This window comes from Kitasatospora cystarginea (genome assembly GCF_039533515.1).
Lineage (GTDB): Bacteria > Actinomycetota > Actinomycetes > Streptomycetales > Streptomycetaceae > Kitasatospora > Kitasatospora cystarginea.
The window spans coordinates 16148-35765 of record NZ_BAAATR010000016.1 but is presented as its reverse complement, the minus strand read 5'-3'; the positions used below and the strand labels follow the sequence as shown (position 1 = coordinate 35765).

Below are 19618 nucleotides of genomic sequence, written 5' to 3'. Positions count from 1 at the left end.
GTCAGAGCGCCCGGCGGAGCCACTCCGCGACACCGGTGATGTGCACCGTCGCCAGGGCACGGGTGGTCTCCACGTCACGGGCGGCCAGTGCCTCGACGATCGCCCGGTGCTCGGCGATGGTCCGCTGGACGGCGTCCTCCTGGGTCAGCCCGCGCCACATCCTGGCGCGGGCCGTCCGGCTGGAGAGGGAGTCGATGAGCGAGCACAGGACGCTGTTGCCCACCGCCGCCGCGATCCGGCCGTGGAACTCCAGGTCGTTGGCGACCAGGGCCTCCACCGTCGGGTTCTCACCGAGCCGGTCGAGGATCTCGCGCAGCTCGGCGAGCTGCTCGTCGGTCATCCGCTGGGCGGCCAGCGCGGCGGCGGCCGGCTCCAGGATGGCCCGCACCTGGAACAGCTCCAGCACGGACTCGTCCCGGTGCAGGTCCAGGATGAAGGTGAGTGCCTCCAGCAGATGCGGGGGCTCCAGGCTGCTCACGTAGGTACCGTCGCCCTGCCGTACGTCGAGCACGTTCAGCAGCGACAGCGCCTTCACCGCCTCGCGCAGCGAGTTCCGCGAGAGCCCCAGCTCCGCCGCCAGATCGGGCTCCTTGGGCAGCCGATCCCCCGGCTTGAGGGCACCCGAGAGGATCATCGCTTTGATCTTCTCGATGGCCTCGTCGGTGACAGCCACGTCAGTGCCTTCCACTGGTCCGATGTTTGACGAGCAAGTATGCACCTGGTCGCGCCGGACAGCGCCCTCAGGTGCTGGGAGACGCCCGGAAGCGGACCTCTGAGCAGCAGAAACACCGTACTGAAACCAGGTCGCCCGGTCATCCGACGACTGCGGTCGGGGTGTCGCCCCGTGCGGGAGGCACCCCGGTCACCGGCTCAGCAGCGCGTGGCCGCCGGCTGCGGCGGCCAGGCCCACCAGGAGGCTGCCGGTCGCGTTGAGGCCGGCCTCGGCGAGCGAGTGGTCCTCGAGGAGGCGGACCGTTTGCCGTGCGGTCGCGCCGGCCGCCCTTGGGAGGGCACGCGCGCTCCGAATACCTGACTCGGCGTCATGTTCCTTGCGGTGCGGTTGAAGGGGTGACGGAGGCAACCTGGTGTGCGCTACATTGGCATGAACGCGAAACGTGAGCTTAACCTGGCACGCAGTGACACCGGCTATCGTCGCCAGTGAGCAGGAACGCCGCAAGTACGCATCGGCATGCCCCTGCATCCTCGGGAACCGTCCCGCAGCTCAGCACTTCGCAACACTTCGAAGCACTTCGCAGCAGTCCGCAGCTCAGCAGCTCCGGAGCGCCCCGTCCGGAGTACGGATCGTCCTCGCACGTCCTCTGTTGCTCCGCGACCCCCCACCGGAGAGTCCATGCGGCCCACCTCGCAGCTTGCCGATCTCATCATCGGGATCACCCCCTTCCAAGAACCGGACGCCCAGCTCGCCGCGGCGGTGTGCCGCGCGGGCGGGTCGGGGGTCCTGGACCTCGGGACCGGCGACCGCCGGTCCCGGGAGGAGCTCATCCGCCTGCGCGAGTGGGCGCCAGGCCCGTTCGGCATCCGGGTGGGCCGGGACTGCCGGATCACACCCGAGGAGCTGGGCCCCGCCAACGGCGTACCCCACACCGTCGTGCTGGCCGCCGCGCCTCCCGAGTGGCTGTCCGCCGTACTGCCAGCCAGCGGCCACCGGGTTCTGGTCGAGGTGACCGACCTGGAGCAGGCTCGCGAGGCCGTCCGGGCAGGGGCCTGTGGGCTGATCGCCCGTGGAAGTGAAAGCGGCGGACGGGTCGGCGAGTTGAGCACCTTCGTGCTGCTCCAGCAGTTACTGGCCGCGCCCGATGTCGGGCTGCCGGTCTGGGCCTGTGGCGGCATCGGCGTCCACACCGCGGTGGCGGCGGTGGCCGGCGGTGCGGCCGGCGTGGTGCTGGACAGCCAGCTCGCACTGCTCGCCGAGTCATCGGTCGGCGAGCAGACCGCTGCGGCCGTGCGCGGCATGGACGGTTCCGAGACCATCCTGGCCGACGGGCACCGCGTGCTGCGCCGCCGGCGGCCGGGTTCACCCGAACCGGAGCTCGAACTGACCGTTGGTCAGGACGGCTTCCTCGCCACTGACTTCGCCGAGAGATGGGGCACCGCGAGACGCGCCGTGCCCGCCATGCGGGACGCGATACTCGACGGGCTGCGGGGGCTCGCGGCACCGGGTGCCACGACGGCGCTACTCGGACCGGGCACGCCGATGAGCGCCACCCTCGGCACCGAACTGCCGGTGACCCAGGGCCCGATGACCCGGGTCAGCGACCGGCCGGGCTTCGCGGCCGCGGTGGCCGGAGCCGGTGCGCTGCCGTTCGTCGCGCTGGCCCTGGCCGGCCCGAAGCAGACCCGCGAGCTGCTCGCCCGCACCGCCGAGGCGGTCGGTGAACGCCCGTGGGGTGTCGGGGTGTTGGGTTTCGCACCGGAGGAGGTACGAGGAGCCCAGCTGGCCGAGGTGCTGGCGGCACGACCCAGCCACGCGGTGATCGCCGGCGGGCGCCCGTCCCAGGCCCGGGCGCTGGAGGAGGCGGGCATCCGCACCTTCCTGCACGTCCCCTCCCCCGGCCTGCTGCGCCAGTTCCTGGAGGACGGCGCGCGCCGGTTCGTCTTCGAGGGCGCCGAGTGCGGCGGCCACGTCGGCCCGCGGCACAGCTTTCCACTGTGGGAGGCGCAGCTGGCGGTGCTGGCGGAGTTCCTGGACGGCGCAGCTCCCGATGCCCGGCCGGGGCTTGAGGTGCTGTTCGCCGGCGGGGTGCACGACGAGCGTTCGGCGGCCATGGTGGCGGCGATGGCCGCGCCGCTGGCCGCGCGCGGGGTGGCCGCCGGCGTCCTGATGGGCACGGCCTACCTGTTCACCGAGGAGGCGGTGGGCTGCGGGGCGGTGCAACCGCAGTTCCAGCGGCAGGTGCTGGCGGCGCACGGGACCGAGGTGCTGCAGACCGCGCCCGGACACGCCACCCGGTGCGTGCCGAGCCCGTTCACCGCCGAGTTCGCCCGGGAGCGGGAGCGGCTGCGGGCCCGGGGTGTGCCGGACCGGGAGACCTGGGAGCGGCTGGAGCGGCTGAACGTCGGGCGGCTGCGGATCGCCGGCAAGGGCGTGGACCGGGTCGCGGGCGCGCTGGTCGAGGTGGACGAGCAGGAGCAGCTGGCCCGGGGGATGTTCATGGCCGGCCAGGTGGCCGTACTGCGTTCGGCCACCACGACGCTGGCCGAGCTGCACACCGCGGTGAGCACCGGCGCCGCCGCCTTCCTCGCCGAACGGGCCGAGGAGCTGAGCGACCGGCTCGACCCGCGGCCCCGCCCGGCGGCGGAGCCGAAGCCGCTGGACATCGCGGTGATCGGGATGGCCGGAATGTTCCCGCAGGCGCCCGACCTGCCCGCTTTCTGGGCCAACGTCCTGGCCGGGGTGGACTCGGTCACCGAGGTTTCCGTCGAGCGCTGGGACCCGGCGCTGTACCACTCGCCGGACGGCGCGCCCGGCACCACGCCGTCCAAGTGGGGCGGGTTCCTGCCGCCGATCCCCTTCGACCCGCTGAGCTACGGCATCCCGCCGTCCGCGCTCGGCAGCATCGAGCCGGTGCAGTTGCTGGCGCTGGAGGCGGCGCGCCGGGCTCTGACGGACGCCGGGTACGACGCGGGCGAGGGCGGCCGGCCCTTCGACCGGTCCCGGACGGGCGTGGTGTTCGGTGCGGAGGCGGGCAGCGACCTGTCCAACGCCGGGGTGCTCGCGGCGGTGCTGCCGTCCTACCTCGGCACGGTGCCCGAGGCGCTGGCCGGGCAACTGCCCACGCTCACCGAGGACTCCTTCCCCGGCATGCTGGCCAACGTCATCTCGGGCCGGATCGCCAACCGGCTGGACCTCGGCGGCGCCAACCTCACCGTGGACGCGGCCTGCGCCTCCTCGCTGGCCGCGCTGGACGTGGCCTGCAAGGAGCTGGTCCAGGGCACCGCCGACCTGGTCCTGTGCGGCGGCGCGGACCTGCACAACGGCATCAACGACTTCCTGCTGTTCTCCTCGGTGCACGCGCTCTCGCCGACCGGCCGGTCCCGGCCCTTCGACGCCTCGGCGGACGGCATCGCGCTCGGCGAGGGCGTGGCCGCGCTGGTGCTGAAGCGGCTGGCGGACGCGGAACGGGACGGCGACCGGATCTACGCCGTGGTCAAGGGCATCGGCAGCGCCAGTGACGGCCGTTCGCTGGGACTCACCGCACCGCGTCCGGAGGGCCAGCGGGCGGCGCTGGAACGCGCGTACCGCGGCGCCGGGGTCAGCCCGGCCGAGGTCGGGCTGCTGGAGGCGCACGGCACCGGCACGGTGGTCGGCGACCGCACCGAACTGACCACCCTGGTCGAGGTGTTCACCGAGGCGGGGGCGGCGCCGGAGAGCTGCGCGCTCGGTTCGGTGAAGTCGCAGATCGGCCACACCAAGTGCGCCGCCGGACTGGCCGGGCTGATCAAGGCCGCGCTCGCCCTGCACACCGGGGTCAAGCCGCCCACCCTGCACCTCTCGCAGCCCAACTCCGCCTGGCAGGAGGGCAAGACGCCGTTCGGCTTCCACACCGAGGCCAGCCCGTGGGCCGCACCGCCGGCCGAACGGGTCGCCGGGGTGAGCGCGTTCGGCTTCGGCGGCACCAACTTCCATGCGGTGCTGAGCGGTCACGCCGGACCACCGCCGGTGCACGGCCTGCAGGAGTGGCCGGCCGAGCTGTTCACCTTCCGCGGCGCCGACCGCGAGCGCGCACTGCGCGGGGTGGCCGAACTGCTCCGCCTGGCCGAACTGGCGGAGCAGCCCTGGCGGATGCGCGACCTCGCGCTGGCCGCCGCCCGCCGGGCGGAGTCGGCCCACGGGCCGGTGCAGGTGGCGGTGGTCGCCGCGAACCGGGCGGAGCTGGCCGGGCTGCTGCGCCGCGCGCTGGCCGGCGAGCACGATCCGGCGGCCGGGCTGCACCTGGCCGGGCGGGGCGAGCCGGAGGAGGGTGCGGTGGCGTTCCTCTTCCCCGGGCAGGGCAGTCAGCGGCCGGGGATGTTCGCGGAGCTCTTCGCGGCCTTCCCGGGTGTGCAGCACCATTTGCACCCGGACTACGCGCGGATACTCTACCCTCCGGCGGCCTTCACTCCCGAGGCACGGGATCGGCGGCGCGAGGCCGTCACCGACACCGTGGTCGCGCAGCCGGTGCTGGGCATGGCCGGACTGGCCGCCTGCGACCTGCTGGGGCTGGCCGGGGTGCGCCCGCAGCTGGCCGGCGGCCACAGCTACGGCGAACTGGTCGCACTGTGCGCGGCAGGGGCGCTGGCGGCCGAGGACCTGCCGGCTCTCAGCGCCGAGCGAGCGCGGGCGATCGTGGACGCCATCGGCGTGGATGCCGATCCCGGGGCGATGGCCGCGGTCACGGCGAGCGCCGAGGAGGTTGAGCACGTACTGCGGGCGGCGGGGCTGGACGGCCGGGTGGTGGCGGCCAACCGCAACGCGCCCCGGCAGACGGTCGTCTCCGGGCCGACGGAGGAACTGGTCGCCGCCGTCGAGGAGTTGCGCGCGGCCGGGTACGGCGCCAAGCGGCTTCCGGTGGCCTGTGCCTTCCACAGCCCGCTGGTGGCGGGTGCGGGCGAGCGGTTCGCCGCGGCACTGGTGCGCCGCGCCGTACGGGCCCCCGAGTTCCCGGTCTGGTCGAACCGCACGGCGAGCGCCTACCCGGCGGACGCGGCCGCGGTGCGGGCCCACCTCGCCGCGCAGATCGGCGCGCCCGTGCGGTTCGCGGAGCAGATCGAGGCGATGTACCTGGCGGGCGCCCGGGTCTTCGTCGAGGCCGGGCCGGGGTCGGTGCTGACCCGCCTGGTGACGTCGGTCCTCGGGGACCGGCCGCACCAGGCGGTCGCTCTCGAGGGCCGCCGCCGCGGACTGTCCGGATTCCTGGACGCCCTGGCCGAGTTGGCCGTCGCGGGCGTGCCGGTGCGGACCGGCCGGCTGCTGCGCGGCCGGGACGCGGTGGACGCGAGCCGGGCGCGGGCGCCACGCCGGCCCGGCTGGACGGTGGACGGGCAGCTGGTGCGGACCGCTGCCGGAGAACTGCTGCCCGGTGCGCTCGCACCGGCCCGACTCGTACCGGAGACCCTGGTGACCACGCAGGTACCGCAGCCCAACGGCGCAGACGCGCTCGTCGCCGACTTCCTGCGCAGCAGCCGCGAGCTGATCGCGGCCCAGCGGGACGTACTGCTCAGCTACTTCGGCGGGCCCGGCGCCGAGCCGTCCGTACGCGCGCAGCCGGTCCGGGCCACACCGGCGTACGCAGTGCCGGCGGCGCTGGCCGCGCCCGCGCAGCCCGAGCCCGCGAGCACCGTCGCGCAGCCCCCGGCGGCCCCCGAGCCGGCCGGGCGGGAACCGGTGGACCTGATGGCCGCCGTGGTGGCCGTGATCAGCGAACGCACCGGCTATCCGGCCGACATGATCGAACCCGACCTCGACCTGGAGGCCGACCTCTCGATCGACTCCATCAAGCGCACCGAGATCATCGGCCGGCTGGCCCGCCATCTCACCGGAGCGGACGGCGACCTCGCCGGCCTCACCGACGACGAGCTGGAGGAGCTCTCCCGGGCCCGTACCGCCTCCGCCATCACCGAGTGCCTCACCACCCGGCTCGCCGGCCCCGCACCGGTGCCGGCCGGGGAACCACCGGCCGAGGCGCCGCCGGCCGAGGACCCGCCGCCCGCCGTCGTCCTGGGCCACGAACCGGTCCGGCTGCTCTTCACCACCAGCCCGCTGCCCCAGCCCGACGAGGCACCCGGCACACTGGCCGGCCGCCGCTTCGCCCTGCTCGGCGAGGACGGCACCGGGGTCCGCGACGCCCTGGCGGCCCGGCTCCTCTCGGCCGGGGCCGAGCCGCTGACCTTCGACGCCGGACACGAACTATCCGACGCTGACGGGCCGTTGGACGGAGTCCTGCTACTCGACCCGCTCTCCCATCGCGGCGCACCGGTGCTGCCCGAACTGGTGCCCGTGCTGCAGGCCGCGCTGGCCACCGCCCCGGGCCGGCTGCTCGCCGCCCGGACCTCGCCCGAGGCGGACACCTCCCGGGCCACCGGGTTGCGCGGGCTCTTCCGCACCCTGGCCCGCGAGTACCCGCGGTGCGTCACCCGACTGGTGGAGCTCGGCGAGGGCCGGTCCGCCGAGGAGGCCGCGGACCTGCTGCTCGCCGAGCTGCGGGCGGACGACCACGAGCCCGTGGTGCTGCGCACGGCCGGCCGGGCGGCTCCGGCCCTGACCGAGTCCGGCCTCGGCGTGCTGGGCAGCACCGGCGCCGGCCCGGCCGGGGAGGGCGCGGCGGAGGCGGCGGCGCTCGGGCTCGACCGGGACGCGGTGGTACTGCTGGTCGGCGGCGCACGGGGCATCACCGCGCGGTTCGCGGCGACGCTCGCCTCCGCCGCCCGCTGCCGCCTGGAGCTGATCGGCCGCACCGCGGCGCCCGAGGGCCCGGAGGACCCGGCGACGGCCGCCGCCCCGGACCGGACGGCGCTGCGCGCCGCGCTGGCCCGGCAGGGCGTTCCGCTGGCGCAGATCGACCGCACCGCCGCCGGCCTGCTCGCCGCACGTGAAGTCACCGCCACCCTCGCGGAGTTGTCCGCGCTCGGCGCCCAGGCCCGGTACCGCCCGGTGGACGCGGCCGATCCGGCCGCACTGCGCCAGGCGGTCAAGGAGACCTACACCGAGTACGGCCGGCTGGACGGTGTGGTGTTCGCGGCCGGAGTGATCGAGGACAAGGTCCTCGCCGAGAAGGACCCCGAGTCCTTCCGCCGGGTCTTCGCCACCAAGGCCGACGGCGCCCGGGCGCTGCTGGAGGCGCTGGCCGACCTGCCCGCCCGTCCGCGGTTCACCGTCCTGTTCGGCAGCATCGCCGCCGCCCTGGGCAACCGCGGACAGGCGGACTACGCGGCGGCCAACGACGCGCTGGAGGAGCTCGGCGCGCGCTGGGCGAACCGTACCGGCCTGCGGGCGCTGACCGTGCACTGGGGGCCCTGGGCGCCGTCCGGCCCGCACGGCGGGATGGTCTCGCCCGAACTGGCCGAGGACTACGCCCGGCGCGGCGTCAGGCTGATCGACCCGGAGGCCGGCACCCGGGCCCTGCTGCGTGAACTCGCCTGGGGCGAGGAGTCGGTGCGGTCCGTGGTCTACACCGCCTCGGGCTGGTGAGGGCCGCCGTGCGGACGGAGGGCCAGCCGCCGGTGGCCGTGGTGGGCATGGCGGTGCTGCTGCCTGGCGCGCCGGACCTGGCGGCCTACTGGCGGAACCTGGTCGAGGGGGTGGACGCGATCACGGACGTCCCCGAGGGACGCTGGGACGTGGCCTACTACGATCCGGCGGCGGCCGGCGGACCGGCGACGGCGGACCGGCTCTACTGCAGGCGCGGCGGCTTCGTGGACGGACTGGCGCAGGTACAGCCGACCAGGTTCGGTCTGATGCCCAGCTCGGTGCCGGGCACCGAGCCCGACCAGCTGATCGCGCTGCAGGTCGCCGCCGCCGCGATCGAGGACGCCGGCGGTCCGGACCGGCTGCCCGACCGCGACCGGGTCGGCGTGGTGCTGGGCCGCGGCGGCTATCTCACGCCAGGCCTGGTCCGGCTCGACCAACGGGTGCGCAGCGCACACCAGTTGGTACGCACCCTCGGCGAGCTGATACCGGAACTGACGCCTGGTCAGCTCGACCAGGTCCGTACCGCGTTCACCGACCGGCTGGGGCCCGAGAGACCCGAGTCGGCGATCGGCCTGGTGCCCAACCTCGCCGCCTCCCGGCTGGCCAACCGGCTGGACCTGCGCGGTCCCGCGTACACCGTGGACGCCGCCTGCGCCTCCTCGCTGGTCGCGGTGGACCAGGCGATCGGTGAACTGGCCTCCGGCCGCTGCGACCTGGTGCTGGCCGGCGGGGTGCACCACTGCCACGACGTCACGCTGTGGAGCGTCTTCGCACAGTTGCGGGCGCTCTCGCCGAGCCAGCGGATCCGGCCCTTCCACCGGGGCGCCGACGGCATCCTGATCGGCGAGGGCACCGGCGTGGTGGTGCTCAAGCGGCTCACCGACGCCGAGCGCGACGGTGACCGGGTCTACGCGGTGATCCGCGGCACCGGCGTGGCGAGCGACGGCCGCACGGCCGGCCTCGCCAACCCCGACCCCGGCGGCCAGAGCCGGGCGGTCCGGGCCGCCTGGCAGGCGGCCGGCCTCGATCCGGCGGCACCCGGCGCGATCGGTCTGCTGGAGGCGCACGGGACCGCCACCCCGGCCGGTGACGCGGCAGAACTGGCCACCCTTGCCGAGGTGTTCGGCCCGGCCCAGGTGGGCGGCGAACGGGCGGTACTCGGCTCGGTCAAGTCGATGATCGGGCACACCATGCCCGCGGCGGGTGTGGCCGGACTGGTCAAGGCCGCGCTGGCCGTGCACCACGGGATGCTGCTGCCCACCCTGCACTGCGAGGACCCGCACCCCGCGCTGGCGGCCACCCGGTTCCGTACGGTGGCCACCGCCCGGTCGTGGGAGACCGCCGGGCAGCCGCGTCGGGCGGCCGTCAACGCCTTCGGTTTCGGCGGGATCAACGCCCATGTGGTACTGGAACAGGCGCCCGGCGGCGGACCGGCCCCGAGCCCCGCACCGCCGCGACCTTCCGCCACCGTCACCGAACCCGAGCGGGTGCTGCGGCTGGCCGCCGACGGGCCCGGGCAGCTGGCCGCCCTGCTGGCGGCGGACGACCGGACCGTGCTGGCGGCCGGCCTGCCGGAGCGCGCGGTGCCCGCACCGCGCTGCCGGCTGGCGATCGTGGACCCGACACCGAAGCGGCTGGCGCTGGCCCGTCGCGCGGTGGCCCGGGGACGGGCCTGGCACGGGCGCAACGACGTGTGGTTCGCGCCCGAGCCGCTGCTCGGCGAGGGCGCGGCCGCACGGGGCCGGGTGGCGTTCCTCTTCCCGGGCCTGGAGGGCGAGTTCGCGCCGCGGGTGGACGACGTCGCCGAGCACTTCGCGCTGCCCCGCCCCGACCTGACGGCCGGCGGCGCCGGCCGCACGGACCGGGTGGGCGACATCGGGCGGCACGGCGTGGGCGTGGTCGGCGTCGGACGGCTGCTCGACACCGCGCTGCGCCGCCTGGGCGTCACACCGGACGCCGTCGCGGGGCACAGTGTCGGCGAGTGGACCGCCATGATCGCGGGCGGCCTCTTCGCCGGCACGGAGGTGGACTCCTTCCTGTCCTCCTTCGACCCCGACGCGCTGCGCGTTCCCGGGCTGGCCTTCGCCGCGCTCGGCGCCTCGGCGGAGCGGGTGCTCGGGGCGCTGGAGAGTGTGGACGGCCTGTCGGAGGTCGTGCTGTCGCACGACAACGCGCCGCAGCAGTCGATCGTCTGCGGTCCCGAGGAACCGGTCGAGCGGCTGGTCCGGTGGTTCCGGGCGCGCGGTGTGCTCGGCCAGGTGTTGCCGTTCCGGTCCGGATTCCACACACCGATGCTGAGCCCCTATCTGGAGCCGATCCGGCAGTCCGCGGAGCGCTTCACCCTGCACCGGCCGACCGTGCCGGTCTGGTCCGGCACCACGGCCGCGCCGTTCCCGACGCGACAGGGCGAGATCCGGGCACTGTTCGTCCGCCATCTGCTGGAGCCGGTGCGGTTCCGGCGTCTGGTGGAGGCGCTGTACGCGGACGGCTTCCGGGCCTTCGTCCAGGTGGGCACCGGGCAGTTGGGCTCGCTGGTCGGCGACACGCTGCACGGCCGGGACCACCTGGTGGTCGCCGCCAACGCGCCGCACCGCCCGGGGATCTCCCAACTGCGCTGCGCGGCCGCGGCGTTGTGGAGCATCGGCGCGGAACCCGACCTGGCGGTACTGGCCGCGAAATCGCGGGCCGGCGCCTCGACGGCCCCAGCCCGGCCGCACCCCGCCGTCCCGCTCGACCTCAGCGGCGCCCTGGTCGCGCTGGACGAGGCCACGCTGACCTCGCTCCGGGCCGAACTCGCCCGATCCCACACCACCGCCCCGGCGCCGGCCGGCACGCCCGGGCCCACACCCGCCCCCGTGCCCGCAGGCCCTGCATCGGACCTCGCGGCGCTCGCCGAAGGCCATCCGATCGCGGCCGAACTCGACGCCCTGCTACGGGACACCGCCCGCACCGCCGCCGACCTGATCACCGCCGGCCGACACGCCGGGCGGGCCGCGCCGACGGCGCCATCGCCGACGCCACCGTCCCGTGCGTCCGCAGCCGCGCCCGCCCAGCCCGCCGGCCGCCGCTACACCAGCCGGCTGCGCGTCTGCGCCACCACCATGCCGTACCTGCTCGACCACTGCTTCTTCCGCCAGCGCCCCGGCTGGCCCGACCCGGCCGACCGCTGGCCGGTGGTCCCGGCCACCACGATCGTGCAGCACCTGATGGACGCGGCCGAGCGGGCACTGCCGGGCCGGGTCGCCGGCACCGTCCACGACCTGCGGTTCGGGCGGTGGGTCCCGGCTGCGGAACCACTGGACGTGGAGATCACCCTCCAGGAGCTGGGACCGGACCGGCTCGCCGCGGCCTTCGGCGACTACGCCTGCGGCACGGTGGAACTGACTGATCGCCACATCACACCGCCGGAGCCATGGCCGATCGACCCGGCGGGCGAGCGGACACCGGAACTGACCGCCGCCGGGCTCTACGACGAGCGATGGATGTTCCACGGCCCGGCCTTCCAGGGCTTGACCGAACTGACCGCGATCGGCGACACCCACGTCTGCGGAGTGATCACCGCACCCGGCGCCCCCGGCGCGCTGCTGGACAACGTCGGCCAGCTGCTCGGCTACTGGATCATGGCCACCCGCGCCGAGCGCACCGTGGTCTTCCCCGTCGGCATGCGCCGGTTGCGGTGGTACGGACCGCTGCCGCGTCCCGGCACCGAAGTGGACTGCCACATCCGGATCACCACCCTCGGCGACACCACCCTCGAAGCCGATGCCCAGTTGCTCATCGACGGCGAGGTCCGGGCGGAGGTGAACGGTTGGCAGGACCGCCGCTTCGACAGCGACCCCGTCACCCGACCGGTGGAACGCCGCCCCGAACACAACACCCTCTCCACCGTGCAGCCCGGCGGCTGGACACTGCTGCACGAGCGCTGGCCGGACCTGGCATCCCGCGACCTGATCATGCGCAACCACCTGGGCTCCGCCGAGCGGGACCGCTACCACCGCCAGCCCCCGCGCGGCCGACGCGGCTGGCTGCTGGGCCGGATCGCCGTCAAGGACGCCGTCCGGCGGTGGCTCTGGGACCACGGTGAAGGACCGGTGTTCCCCGCCGAGATCCAGGTGTGGAACGACGCGAGCGGCCGCCCCTACGTCACCGGCGCGCACGGCCGCACGCTCCCGACCCTCCACGTCTCGCTGGCCCACCGCGCCGAGGCGGCCGTCGCACTCGTCCGGCCGGCCGGATCCGGCGGCGTGGGCATCGACCTGGAGACGGTCACCGACAGCGCGCCGCAGGACCTGCGCGTCGCCTTCGGCCCGGCCGAACTCGACCTGCTCGCCGACTGCCGCGCAGCCGACCCGGACGGCGGCTCCGAGGCGCTCTGGTTCACCCGGTTCTGGGCCGCCAAGGAGGCGGCGGCCAAGGCCGAAGGCACCGGACTGCGCGGCCGACCACGGGAGTTCGCGATCACCTCCGCCCAACCGGGCACCCTGCTGGTCCGGCTCGCCAGGCCAGCAGGGTGCCCCCGGCCGGAGGCTGGGAGAGGGGCGCGAACCCACCGCATCCACTACACCGATACCGGCAGCCCACCCGGCCTGCCCGAGTGCAGGTACGTGGTCGCCTGGACAGCGGCCACCACCGACACCGACAACCTCTCAGGGGAGTTACCGACGTGACGACCAGTCAGCACACGGTGAACCACCGCCCGCCCACCGACCAGGAGGTCCTGCGCGAGATCACCGGCATGCTGGCCGCCGTGCTCGACGAGTACGGCCTCGCGGACACCGAGGTCACCATGGCGACCCGGTTCACCGAGGACCTCGAACTGGAGAGCATCGACCTGGTGACCCTCAGTGGCCGGCTCCAGGAACGCTGGGGCGACCACATCAACTTCGCCGAGTTCATCGCCGGCATGGAGCTGGACGAGATCATCGGCCTGACCGTCGGCCGGCTGGTCGACTACGTGGTGAACCAGCTGCAGAACGCCGCGCGAGGCTGACCGATGGCCTTCCTCGACCTCGGCGGGCTGCGCCGGCATGTACAGCGACTCGCTCCGCAGGACGGCGGCCCGCCCGCGGCCACCGTCGTGCTGGTGCACGGCCTGCTCACCGACAGCCTCGCCAGCTACTACTTCACCCTGGGCCCGGCACTGGCCACTGCCGGACTCGACGTGCTGATGTACGACCAGCGCGGCCACGGTCGCACCGCGCGGCCGGCCACCGGCTACCGCCTGGAGCACTTCGTCGACGACCTGGCGGCGCTGCTGGACGGGCTCGACCTGACCGGTCCGGTGCATCTGGTGGGCAACTCCTTCGGCGGCACGGTGGCGTTCGGCCTTGCCGCCCGCCGTCCCGCGCGGGTGGCGAGCATCCTGGCGATCGAGTCCGAACCGGCCTCCCGCTCCTGGGCGGCCAAGCTGGACGGCATCCTGCGCCATGCCGAGCACGAGCTGGTCCGGGAGACCACCCTGGCCTGGGTCGCCGAGCAGCGCGGCGCACACACCGCACGGCTGGCCCGCTCGGCCGGCCGGCTGCTCGCACAGACCTCGCTGGCCCGGGAGATCCCGGCCAGCCGGCTGCCCGGCGGCGCCGAACTGCGCTCGATCTCCTGCCCGGTGCTCGCCGTCTACGGGACCGATTCGGATCTGGCCCATCAGGCGGCCTGGCTGGACGGCCTGCTACCGGACTGCCGCACCACCTTCGTGCCCGGACAGGAACACTCGGTCCTAGTCGAAGCCCCCTACACCGTCCGGAAGTTGACTCTCAGCTGGCTGCACGAGTGCGGCGTCCGCCTCCGCGAGCCGGCCCACGCTCCGCTGCCCACTGGACGGGAACTGGAGGACAGCGCCCGATGAGCCGCTACCTGTTCGTGGTCCCGCCGCTGGTCGGGCACGTCAACCCGGTGGTGGGCGTGGCGGCCGAGCTGGCGGCGCGCGGGCACGCCACGGCCTGGGCCGGGGTACCCGAGCTGATCGGCCGGCTCGCCGGCTCCGAGGCGGAGGTGTTCCGCTGCGCCGTCGCCCTGGCTCCGGACGCCGTTCCCGAACGCCCGCCAGAGCTGCGCGGTCCGGCGGCGCTGAAGTTCCTCTGGGAGGACTTCCTGGTCCCGCTCGCCGACGCGATGGCCCCTGGCGTGGCCGAGGCCATCGAGCACTTCCGCCCCGACGTGCTGGTGGTCGACCAGCAGGCGGTGGCCGGCGCGCTGGCCGCCGAACGCGCGGGCCTACCCTGGGCCACCTCGGCGACCACCTCGGCGGAGCTCACCGGCCCTCTGGACGGCATGCCACTGGTCGAGGGCTGGGTCCGCGACCGGCTCGCCGAACTGCGCAGCCGCCTCAGCGGCCCGGACGACCCAGACGGCCCGCCCCTCAACGAGCGGGCGACCAACCCGCCCCGAGCCGAGGGGCGCGCCGGTGACGTAAGTGAGGAGCGAGGAAACGACCGACGAAGGAGGGAGCGCGGGAGCGACGACCGTCGGCACCGGGTCCGAGCGCCCGGAGGCGAGCGGGCGACTAACACAGACCCGCGCTTCTCCCCGTATTTGGTACTCGCCTTCAGCACAGCAGAGTTGGCCTCATCCGCCACGTCAGCCGGTGGACCGATCCGCTTCGTCGGCCCGTCGCTGGCTGCACGCCCGAGCGGCACCGCCTTCCCCTGGGAGTGGCTGGACCCGGACCGCGCACTGGTCCTGGTAACCCTGGGAACCGCCAACTCCGACGCCGGAGCGGCTTTTCTGTCACACAGTCAGACATCCCTGCGCACACGCTCGAAACGCCTCCAGGCCGTGATCGTCGACCCGGGTGGCCTGCTGGGAGCACCTGCCCTGGACCCGGACGTCCTGGTACTCCCGCACGTCCCGCAGCTGGACCTGCTGGCCCGCGCGGCGGCCGTCGTCTGCCATGCCGGGCACAACACGGTCTGCGAGGCACTGTGGCACGGAGTGCCGCTGGTGGTCGCCCCGATCCGGGACGACCAGCCCGTGGTGGCCGCGCAGGTGGTGGCGGCCGGCACGGGCGTGCGGCTGCGGTTCGGTCGGACCACCGCGGAACGGCTCGGACAGGCGCTGGACGCCGTCCTCGACGACCCCGCGTACCGCGCCGCCGCGCAGCGCGTCGGCGCCTCCTTCCGAGCCGCCGGCGGCGCCACCGCGGCCGCCGATCACCTCGAACGGCTGGCAGTGGAGCGGCCCTTGACACCCGGGAGCAGCCAGTGACCACCTCCGCGAGGCCGACCACCACCGCGGCCGCGACCCGCACCGCCCTGATCGCCGCCCTGCGCCCCGGCTACCGGGCCGACCTCGCGGAGGGCACCGACCGGTTCTTCGCGGCCCGCCGCACCGACTGCCCGTGGTGCGGCGCCACCGACCTGCGATCCCGGCTGCGCACCTCGGACCTGCTGCAGCACAAGCCGGGACGGTTCGTCCTGGACGAGTGCCGCAGCTGCGGACACATCTTCCAGAACCCGCAGCTGACGTCCGCCGGGCTGGAGTTCTACTATCGCGACTTCTACGACGGGCTGGGCGAGCAGCGGCTCGGCGGAGTCTTCGGCACCCGGTCCCGGGTCTACCGCCGGCGTGCCGAATCCGTCCTTCCGCACGCCGCCGGCGGACTCGCCCGATGGCTCGACGTCGGCACCGGCCACGGGCACTTCTGCGAGAGCGCCCGCGGGCTCTTCCCGAATACCGCCTTCGACGGCCTGGACCTCACCGAGGGTGTCGAACTCGCCCGCCGGGAGGGCCGGGTGGTCCGGGCCTTCCGCGGCTCCTTCCCGGAGCTGGCACCCACCCTGGCCGGGCAGTACGACGTGGTGAGCATGTTCCACTACCTGGAGCACTGCACCGACCCGCACCGGGAGTTGGCCGCCGCACGGCAGGCGCTGGGCCCCAGCGGGCTGCTGCTGATCGAGGTCCCCGACCCGCGGTCGCGTTACGCCCGCCTGCTGGGCCGGTGGTGGCTGCCCTGGCTCCAGCCGCAACACCTCCACCTGCTGCCCGCCGTCAACCTGCGCCGACGACTGTCCGAGCTGGGTTTCACCGTCCTACTGGAACAGCACGGCGAGCCCCACGACCCGGTGGACCTGCTCGCCGCCTGCTGGCTGCTGCTCGATTCGGTCGCCCCGCGCGAGGACGCCGCCTGGCTGCCGGGCTCCCCCGGGCGAGGCCGGCGACTGCTGCGCGGCACGCTCTTCCTGGCCGCCGCGCCGGTCCTGCTGGCGGCGGCCGCCCTCGACCGCCTGCTCGCCCCCGTCGCGGGCCACGCCCGCCTCGCCAACGCCTACCGCCTGCTCGCCCGCCTCGACGTGCCGCAGCGCATCGCCGACGGCAACCCTGCCGCTCCGTCAGCAAGTCCGCAAGACGGATGCATAACAAACGTTTGGTAGGTAGAGTGTCCGCAGGTTGCCGACCGTGAGGTGGTCAGCGACAACGTCACGGAACCCACCCGGCATGACGGACCGGCAGGGGTCGCCCGCTCTTTGGCGTTCGGGACGGTCGGCAGCCCGATCCCCGACGGCGAGGCTGCTGGCGCCCCGGTCGCGATGGCGCACTCGGCGGCGTCCTCACGATCCGGCTCTGCCCGTGGGGGCCGATCCGGCCCTGCCGCCAGACCCGAAGGAGATCCCGAATGCCTGACCCGGACCGCCCGCTCCCGCTCACGGTCACCTCGGACCGCCTGCGGCAGGCCCGTGAAGCCGCCGGCCGCACCGGCATCGACGCCCTCCTGATCTCGCCCGGTGCCGATCTGCGGTATCTGACGGGCTATCACGCCCTGCCGCTCGAGCGGCTCACCTGCCTGGTGCTGCCCGTCGAGGGCGATCCCTTCCTACTCGTACCGGCCCTGGAGGAGCCCGCCGCGCAGGCCTCCCCCGCCGCAGGTCTCGATCTGGAGATCATCAGCTGGCAGGAGACGCAGGACCCGTACGCGATCGCCGCCGCCCGGCTGCCCGCACGCGCGACGATCGGCGTCGACAACCGGATGTGGGCCGAGAAGGCGATGGCCTTCCAGGCCGCCCTGCCCCGCAGCCGGCAGGTCCTCGCCGGGCCCGTACTCGGCGAACTGCGCATGCGCAAGAGCTCGCAGGAGGTGCAGGCGCTCCGGCAGGCCGCGGCGGCCATCGACCGGGTGCACGCCCGGATGGCCGAATGGCTGCGGCCGGGCCGCACGGAGCGCGAGGTCGGCCGGGACATCGCGGAGGCCATCACCGCCGAGGGTCACGTCCAGGTCGACTTCGTGATCGTCGGCTCGGGGCCGAACAGCGCGAGCCCCCACCACGAGGTGTCGGACCGGGCACTGCGCGCGGGGGACCCGGTGGTCGTCGACATCGGCGGAACCACCGCAGCCGGCTACTGCTCCGACTCCACCCGCTGCTACGCGCTCGGCGAGCCGCCGGCCGGGTACCGCCGCCTGTACGAGGTGCTGTTGCGCGCCCAGCGGGCACAGACCGACGCCGCGCGGCCGGGCATCACGGCCGAGGAACTGGACGCCGTCGGGCGGGACGTCATCACGGCCGCCGGGTACGGCGAGCAGTTCCTGCACCGCACCGGTCACGGAATCGGTCTGGAGACCCACGAGGAGCCCTACATCGTGGCCGGCTCGTCACGGCCGCTGGAGCCGGGGATGGCCTTCTCGGTCGAACCGGGCATCTACCTGGCCGGGCGCTACGGCGCCAGGATCGAGGACATCGTGGTCTGCACTCCGGACGGCGCCGAACGGCTCAACCGGACCACCCGCGAACTCACCGTCGTCCCGGGCTGAACGGACGCCCCGCGCCCTGGCAATCGCCTCGGCAGTACCCGTCACCGTGTCCCGTCCACCGCTCCCGTGGCTCAGGACCCAGGCCCCAAGACCAGCGGAGGACGCGTTCCGTACACCCGTGACGTGGCCGGGCCCGCCGCGCGGACGAGTGGGCCCGGCCACGGCGTCGTCACACGGCGTCCGGCAGCTTGCCGATCAACCAGCGCACGCCGTTGTCGCCGCCGGGCTTCGGGAAGTGGGCCATGGCGGCATCGCACAGCTGCGCGATCACCCGGCCTGGCCTGCTCGGCGTCCGACCCGCTGTAGCCGCAGCCGCCCTGCGCCCGGCACTCATTGGCCCCGTGGCACACGTGGATCAGGCTGCCGTCCGCGAATGGCCTGCTGTGCTGCGGCATGGAACTCGGCTGGGCTGACAGGCGTCTCCTCCCGGGTTACGGCACCGGCGGCGACGGACAGCTCGCCCGCGGCGACACTGAGGGCGCCGGCGTGCTCGGCGAGCGCGGCCCAGTCGGCCTGGTGGGTGGCCTCGCCGCAGCGGCCGAGGAGGACGACGGCATGGGCGTAGGCGTCGGCGGCTTGCCGGGCGGCTTGAGGGAGCTCGCTCATGCCCCTCACGGTAGGTCTGGCCGGCCGGGTGTGCAGCCCGAGGGCGGTGATCTTCCCGGGCGGACGGTGGGCTGATCACACCATGCCTGCCACGACCTCGACCAACCGCAGGAAGTCCCTCGGCAGTGAGCCAGGCTGTCACGCTGGCGAACCGGCGCATGCACGGTGACGGTCGGGGCGATCGCCAGCGCAAACTACCTGAACAGGGTGGGCCGTTCGGATCCGATCTGCCACTGGTCAGTCGGCTTCCTCACTGAGGTACGCCTCGTATTGCGCGGCTGAGAGCAGGTTGTCGGTGTCGGAAGCCTTGGCCAGCGTGATCTCGATCATCCAGCCGTCGTAGGGGTCTTGGTTGATCATTTCAGGGTCGTCGTTCATATCCACGTTCACGGCGACGATCGTGCCGGCCACCGGCATGTAGAGCTCGCTGACCGCCTTTACGGATTCCACGCTGCCGAACGCCCGTCCGACATCGAACCGGTCCCCCACCTTGGGCAGTTCCACGAAGACGATGTCCCCGAGCTGCCGCTGTGCGAAGTCCGTGATACCCACGCGCACCTGGCCGTTTCCCATCCGTTGCACCCACTCGTGCTCTTTGGAGTACATGAGGTCCTTCGGGACGTTGGCCATGAGAGCCTCCCTGAACTGGTCGCTGAGACGCCGTTGTCGCCGGGCGCCGCTGGACAGCGTGCAACAGATCGTCGGTCACAGCTCGGATCCTCACTCGAACGGGTGACATCTCGCCGATGATCCCGCCACCGTCCGCCCGTTCCGCCCGCTTCGGCTTCCCGCCCTGGGTGCCGTGCCCGGACCCTCAGTGGGCGGGAGGCTGTCTCCGCCTGCGCGGTCCTGACGACGAGGACTTCGTCGTCCAGACGGCCACCACCCGCCCGACCGAACTCGGGCAACCCTTCGGCCGCTGGTCGATCCGCAAACTGCTCGCCTGCCCGTGCTGGCGCAACGCCAACGCCCGCCCCCCGATGTCGTGGCCGCCCAGCGTCGAGAACACGCCCGCATCCGCAGCGAGAAGGGACTCCGCCGGGGTGGCGAACCAGCCCTCGTCGCGTGATCAAGCAACCCGG

At 74.1% G+C, this 19618-nt stretch carries 10 protein-coding genes and 1 pseudogene; 8 read left to right on the top strand and 3 right to left on the bottom strand.

The window, feature by feature from the left end:
• Nucleotide 1: 1 nt before the first annotated feature.
• Nucleotides 2–673, bottom strand: coding sequence for a FadR/GntR family transcriptional regulator (locus ABD369_RS18855; protein WP_344637605.1), 672 nt, complete (start codon nt 671–673; stop codon nt 2–4).
• A gap of 678 nt (nt 674–1351) precedes the next feature.
• Between ABD369_RS18855 and ABD369_RS18850 the strand changes: the two genes are divergently transcribed.
• The 7 genes from ABD369_RS18850 (at nt 1352) to ABD369_RS18820 (ending at nt 17930) form a co-directional block, all read left to right on the top strand.
• Complete coding sequence (locus ABD369_RS18850; protein ID WP_344637604.1) at nt 1352–8188, top strand: SDR family oxidoreductase; 6837 nt, start codon at nt 1352–1354, stop codon at nt 8186–8188.
• A 47-nt stretch (nt 8189–8235) separates the two neighbouring features.
• A complete protein-coding gene (locus ABD369_RS18845) occupies nt 8236–12855 on the top strand; it encodes a beta-ketoacyl synthase N-terminal-like domain-containing protein (protein ID WP_425557670.1) in 4620 nt (1539 codons plus the stop codon).
• A complete protein-coding gene (locus ABD369_RS18840) occupies nt 12852–13178 on the top strand; it encodes an acyl carrier protein (RefSeq protein ID WP_425557660.1) in 327 nt (108 codons plus the stop codon). Before ABD369_RS18845 ends, ABD369_RS18840 begins: the two co-directional genes overlap by 4 nt.
• A gap of 3 nt (nt 13179–13181) precedes the next feature.
• Entirely contained in the window at nt 13182–14033 is an 852-nt protein-coding gene (locus tag ABD369_RS18835) for an alpha/beta fold hydrolase (RefSeq protein ID WP_344637602.1), read from the top strand.
• Nucleotides 14030–15391, top strand: coding sequence for a glycosyltransferase (locus ABD369_RS18830; protein WP_344637601.1), 1362 nt, complete (start codon nt 14030–14032; stop codon nt 15389–15391). Before ABD369_RS18835 ends, ABD369_RS18830 begins: the two co-directional genes overlap by 4 nt.
• On the top strand, nt 15388–16557 hold the full coding sequence (locus ABD369_RS18825) for a class I SAM-dependent methyltransferase (RefSeq protein WP_344637600.1): 1170 nt from the start codon (nt 15388–15390) through the stop codon (nt 16555–16557). Before ABD369_RS18830 ends, ABD369_RS18825 begins: the two co-directional genes overlap by 4 nt.
• A gap of 242 nt (nt 16558–16799) precedes the next feature.
• Nucleotides 16800–17930: a M24 family metallopeptidase gene (locus ABD369_RS18820; RefSeq protein ID WP_344637599.1), complete on the top strand. Its 1131-nt coding sequence runs from the start codon at nt 16800–16802 to the stop codon at nt 17928–17930.
• Nucleotides 17931–18260: 330 nt separating this feature from the next.
• Here the strand turns inward: ABD369_RS18820 and ABD369_RS18815 are convergent, their stop codons facing one another.
• Both ABD369_RS18815 and gcvH read right to left on the bottom strand, forming a co-directional pair.
• Nucleotides 18261–18536, bottom strand: coding sequence for a hypothetical protein (locus tag ABD369_RS18815; protein WP_344637598.1), 276 nt, complete (start codon nt 18534–18536; stop codon nt 18261–18263).
• A 237-nt stretch (nt 18537–18773) separates the two neighbouring features.
• A complete protein-coding gene (gene gcvH, locus ABD369_RS18810; protein ID WP_344637597.1) occupies nt 18774–19166 on the bottom strand; it encodes a glycine cleavage system protein GcvH in 393 nt (130 codons plus the stop codon).
• Between the two features lie 173 nt (nt 19167–19339).
• Between gcvH and ABD369_RS18805 the strand changes: the two are divergent.
• Nucleotides 19340–19474, top strand: a pseudogene (locus ABD369_RS18805) (IS630 family transposase); the annotation flags it as partial.
• Nucleotides 19475–19618 lie beyond the last annotated feature (144 nt).

Bases quoted from the DNA above. Each gene is read 5' to 3' on its own strand.
- ABD369_RS18850 (WP_344637604.1), top strand. From the start codon at position 1,352: ATGCGGCCCACCTCGCAGCTTGCCGATCTCATCATCGGGATCACCCCC.
- ABD369_RS18845 (WP_425557670.1), top strand. From the start codon at position 8,236: ATGGCGGTGCTGCTGCCTGGCGCGCCGGACCTGGCGGCCTACTGGCGG.
- ABD369_RS18835 (WP_344637602.1), top strand. From the start codon at position 13,182: ATGGCCTTCCTCGACCTCGGCGGGCTGCGCCGGCATGTACAGCGACTC.
- ABD369_RS18830 (WP_344637601.1), top strand. From the start codon at position 14,030: ATGAGCCGCTACCTGTTCGTGGTCCCGCCGCTGGTCGGGCACGTCAAC.
- ABD369_RS18820 (WP_344637599.1), top strand. From the start codon at position 16,800: ATGCCTGACCCGGACCGCCCGCTCCCGCTCACGGTCACCTCGGACCGC.
- ABD369_RS18815 (WP_344637598.1), bottom strand. From the start codon at position 18,536: ATGAGCGAGCTCCCTCAAGCCGCCCGGCAAGCCGCCGACGCCTACGCC.
- gcvH (WP_344637597.1), bottom strand. From the start codon at position 19,166: ATGGCCAACGTCCCGAAGGACCTCATGTACTCCAAAGAGCACGAGTGG.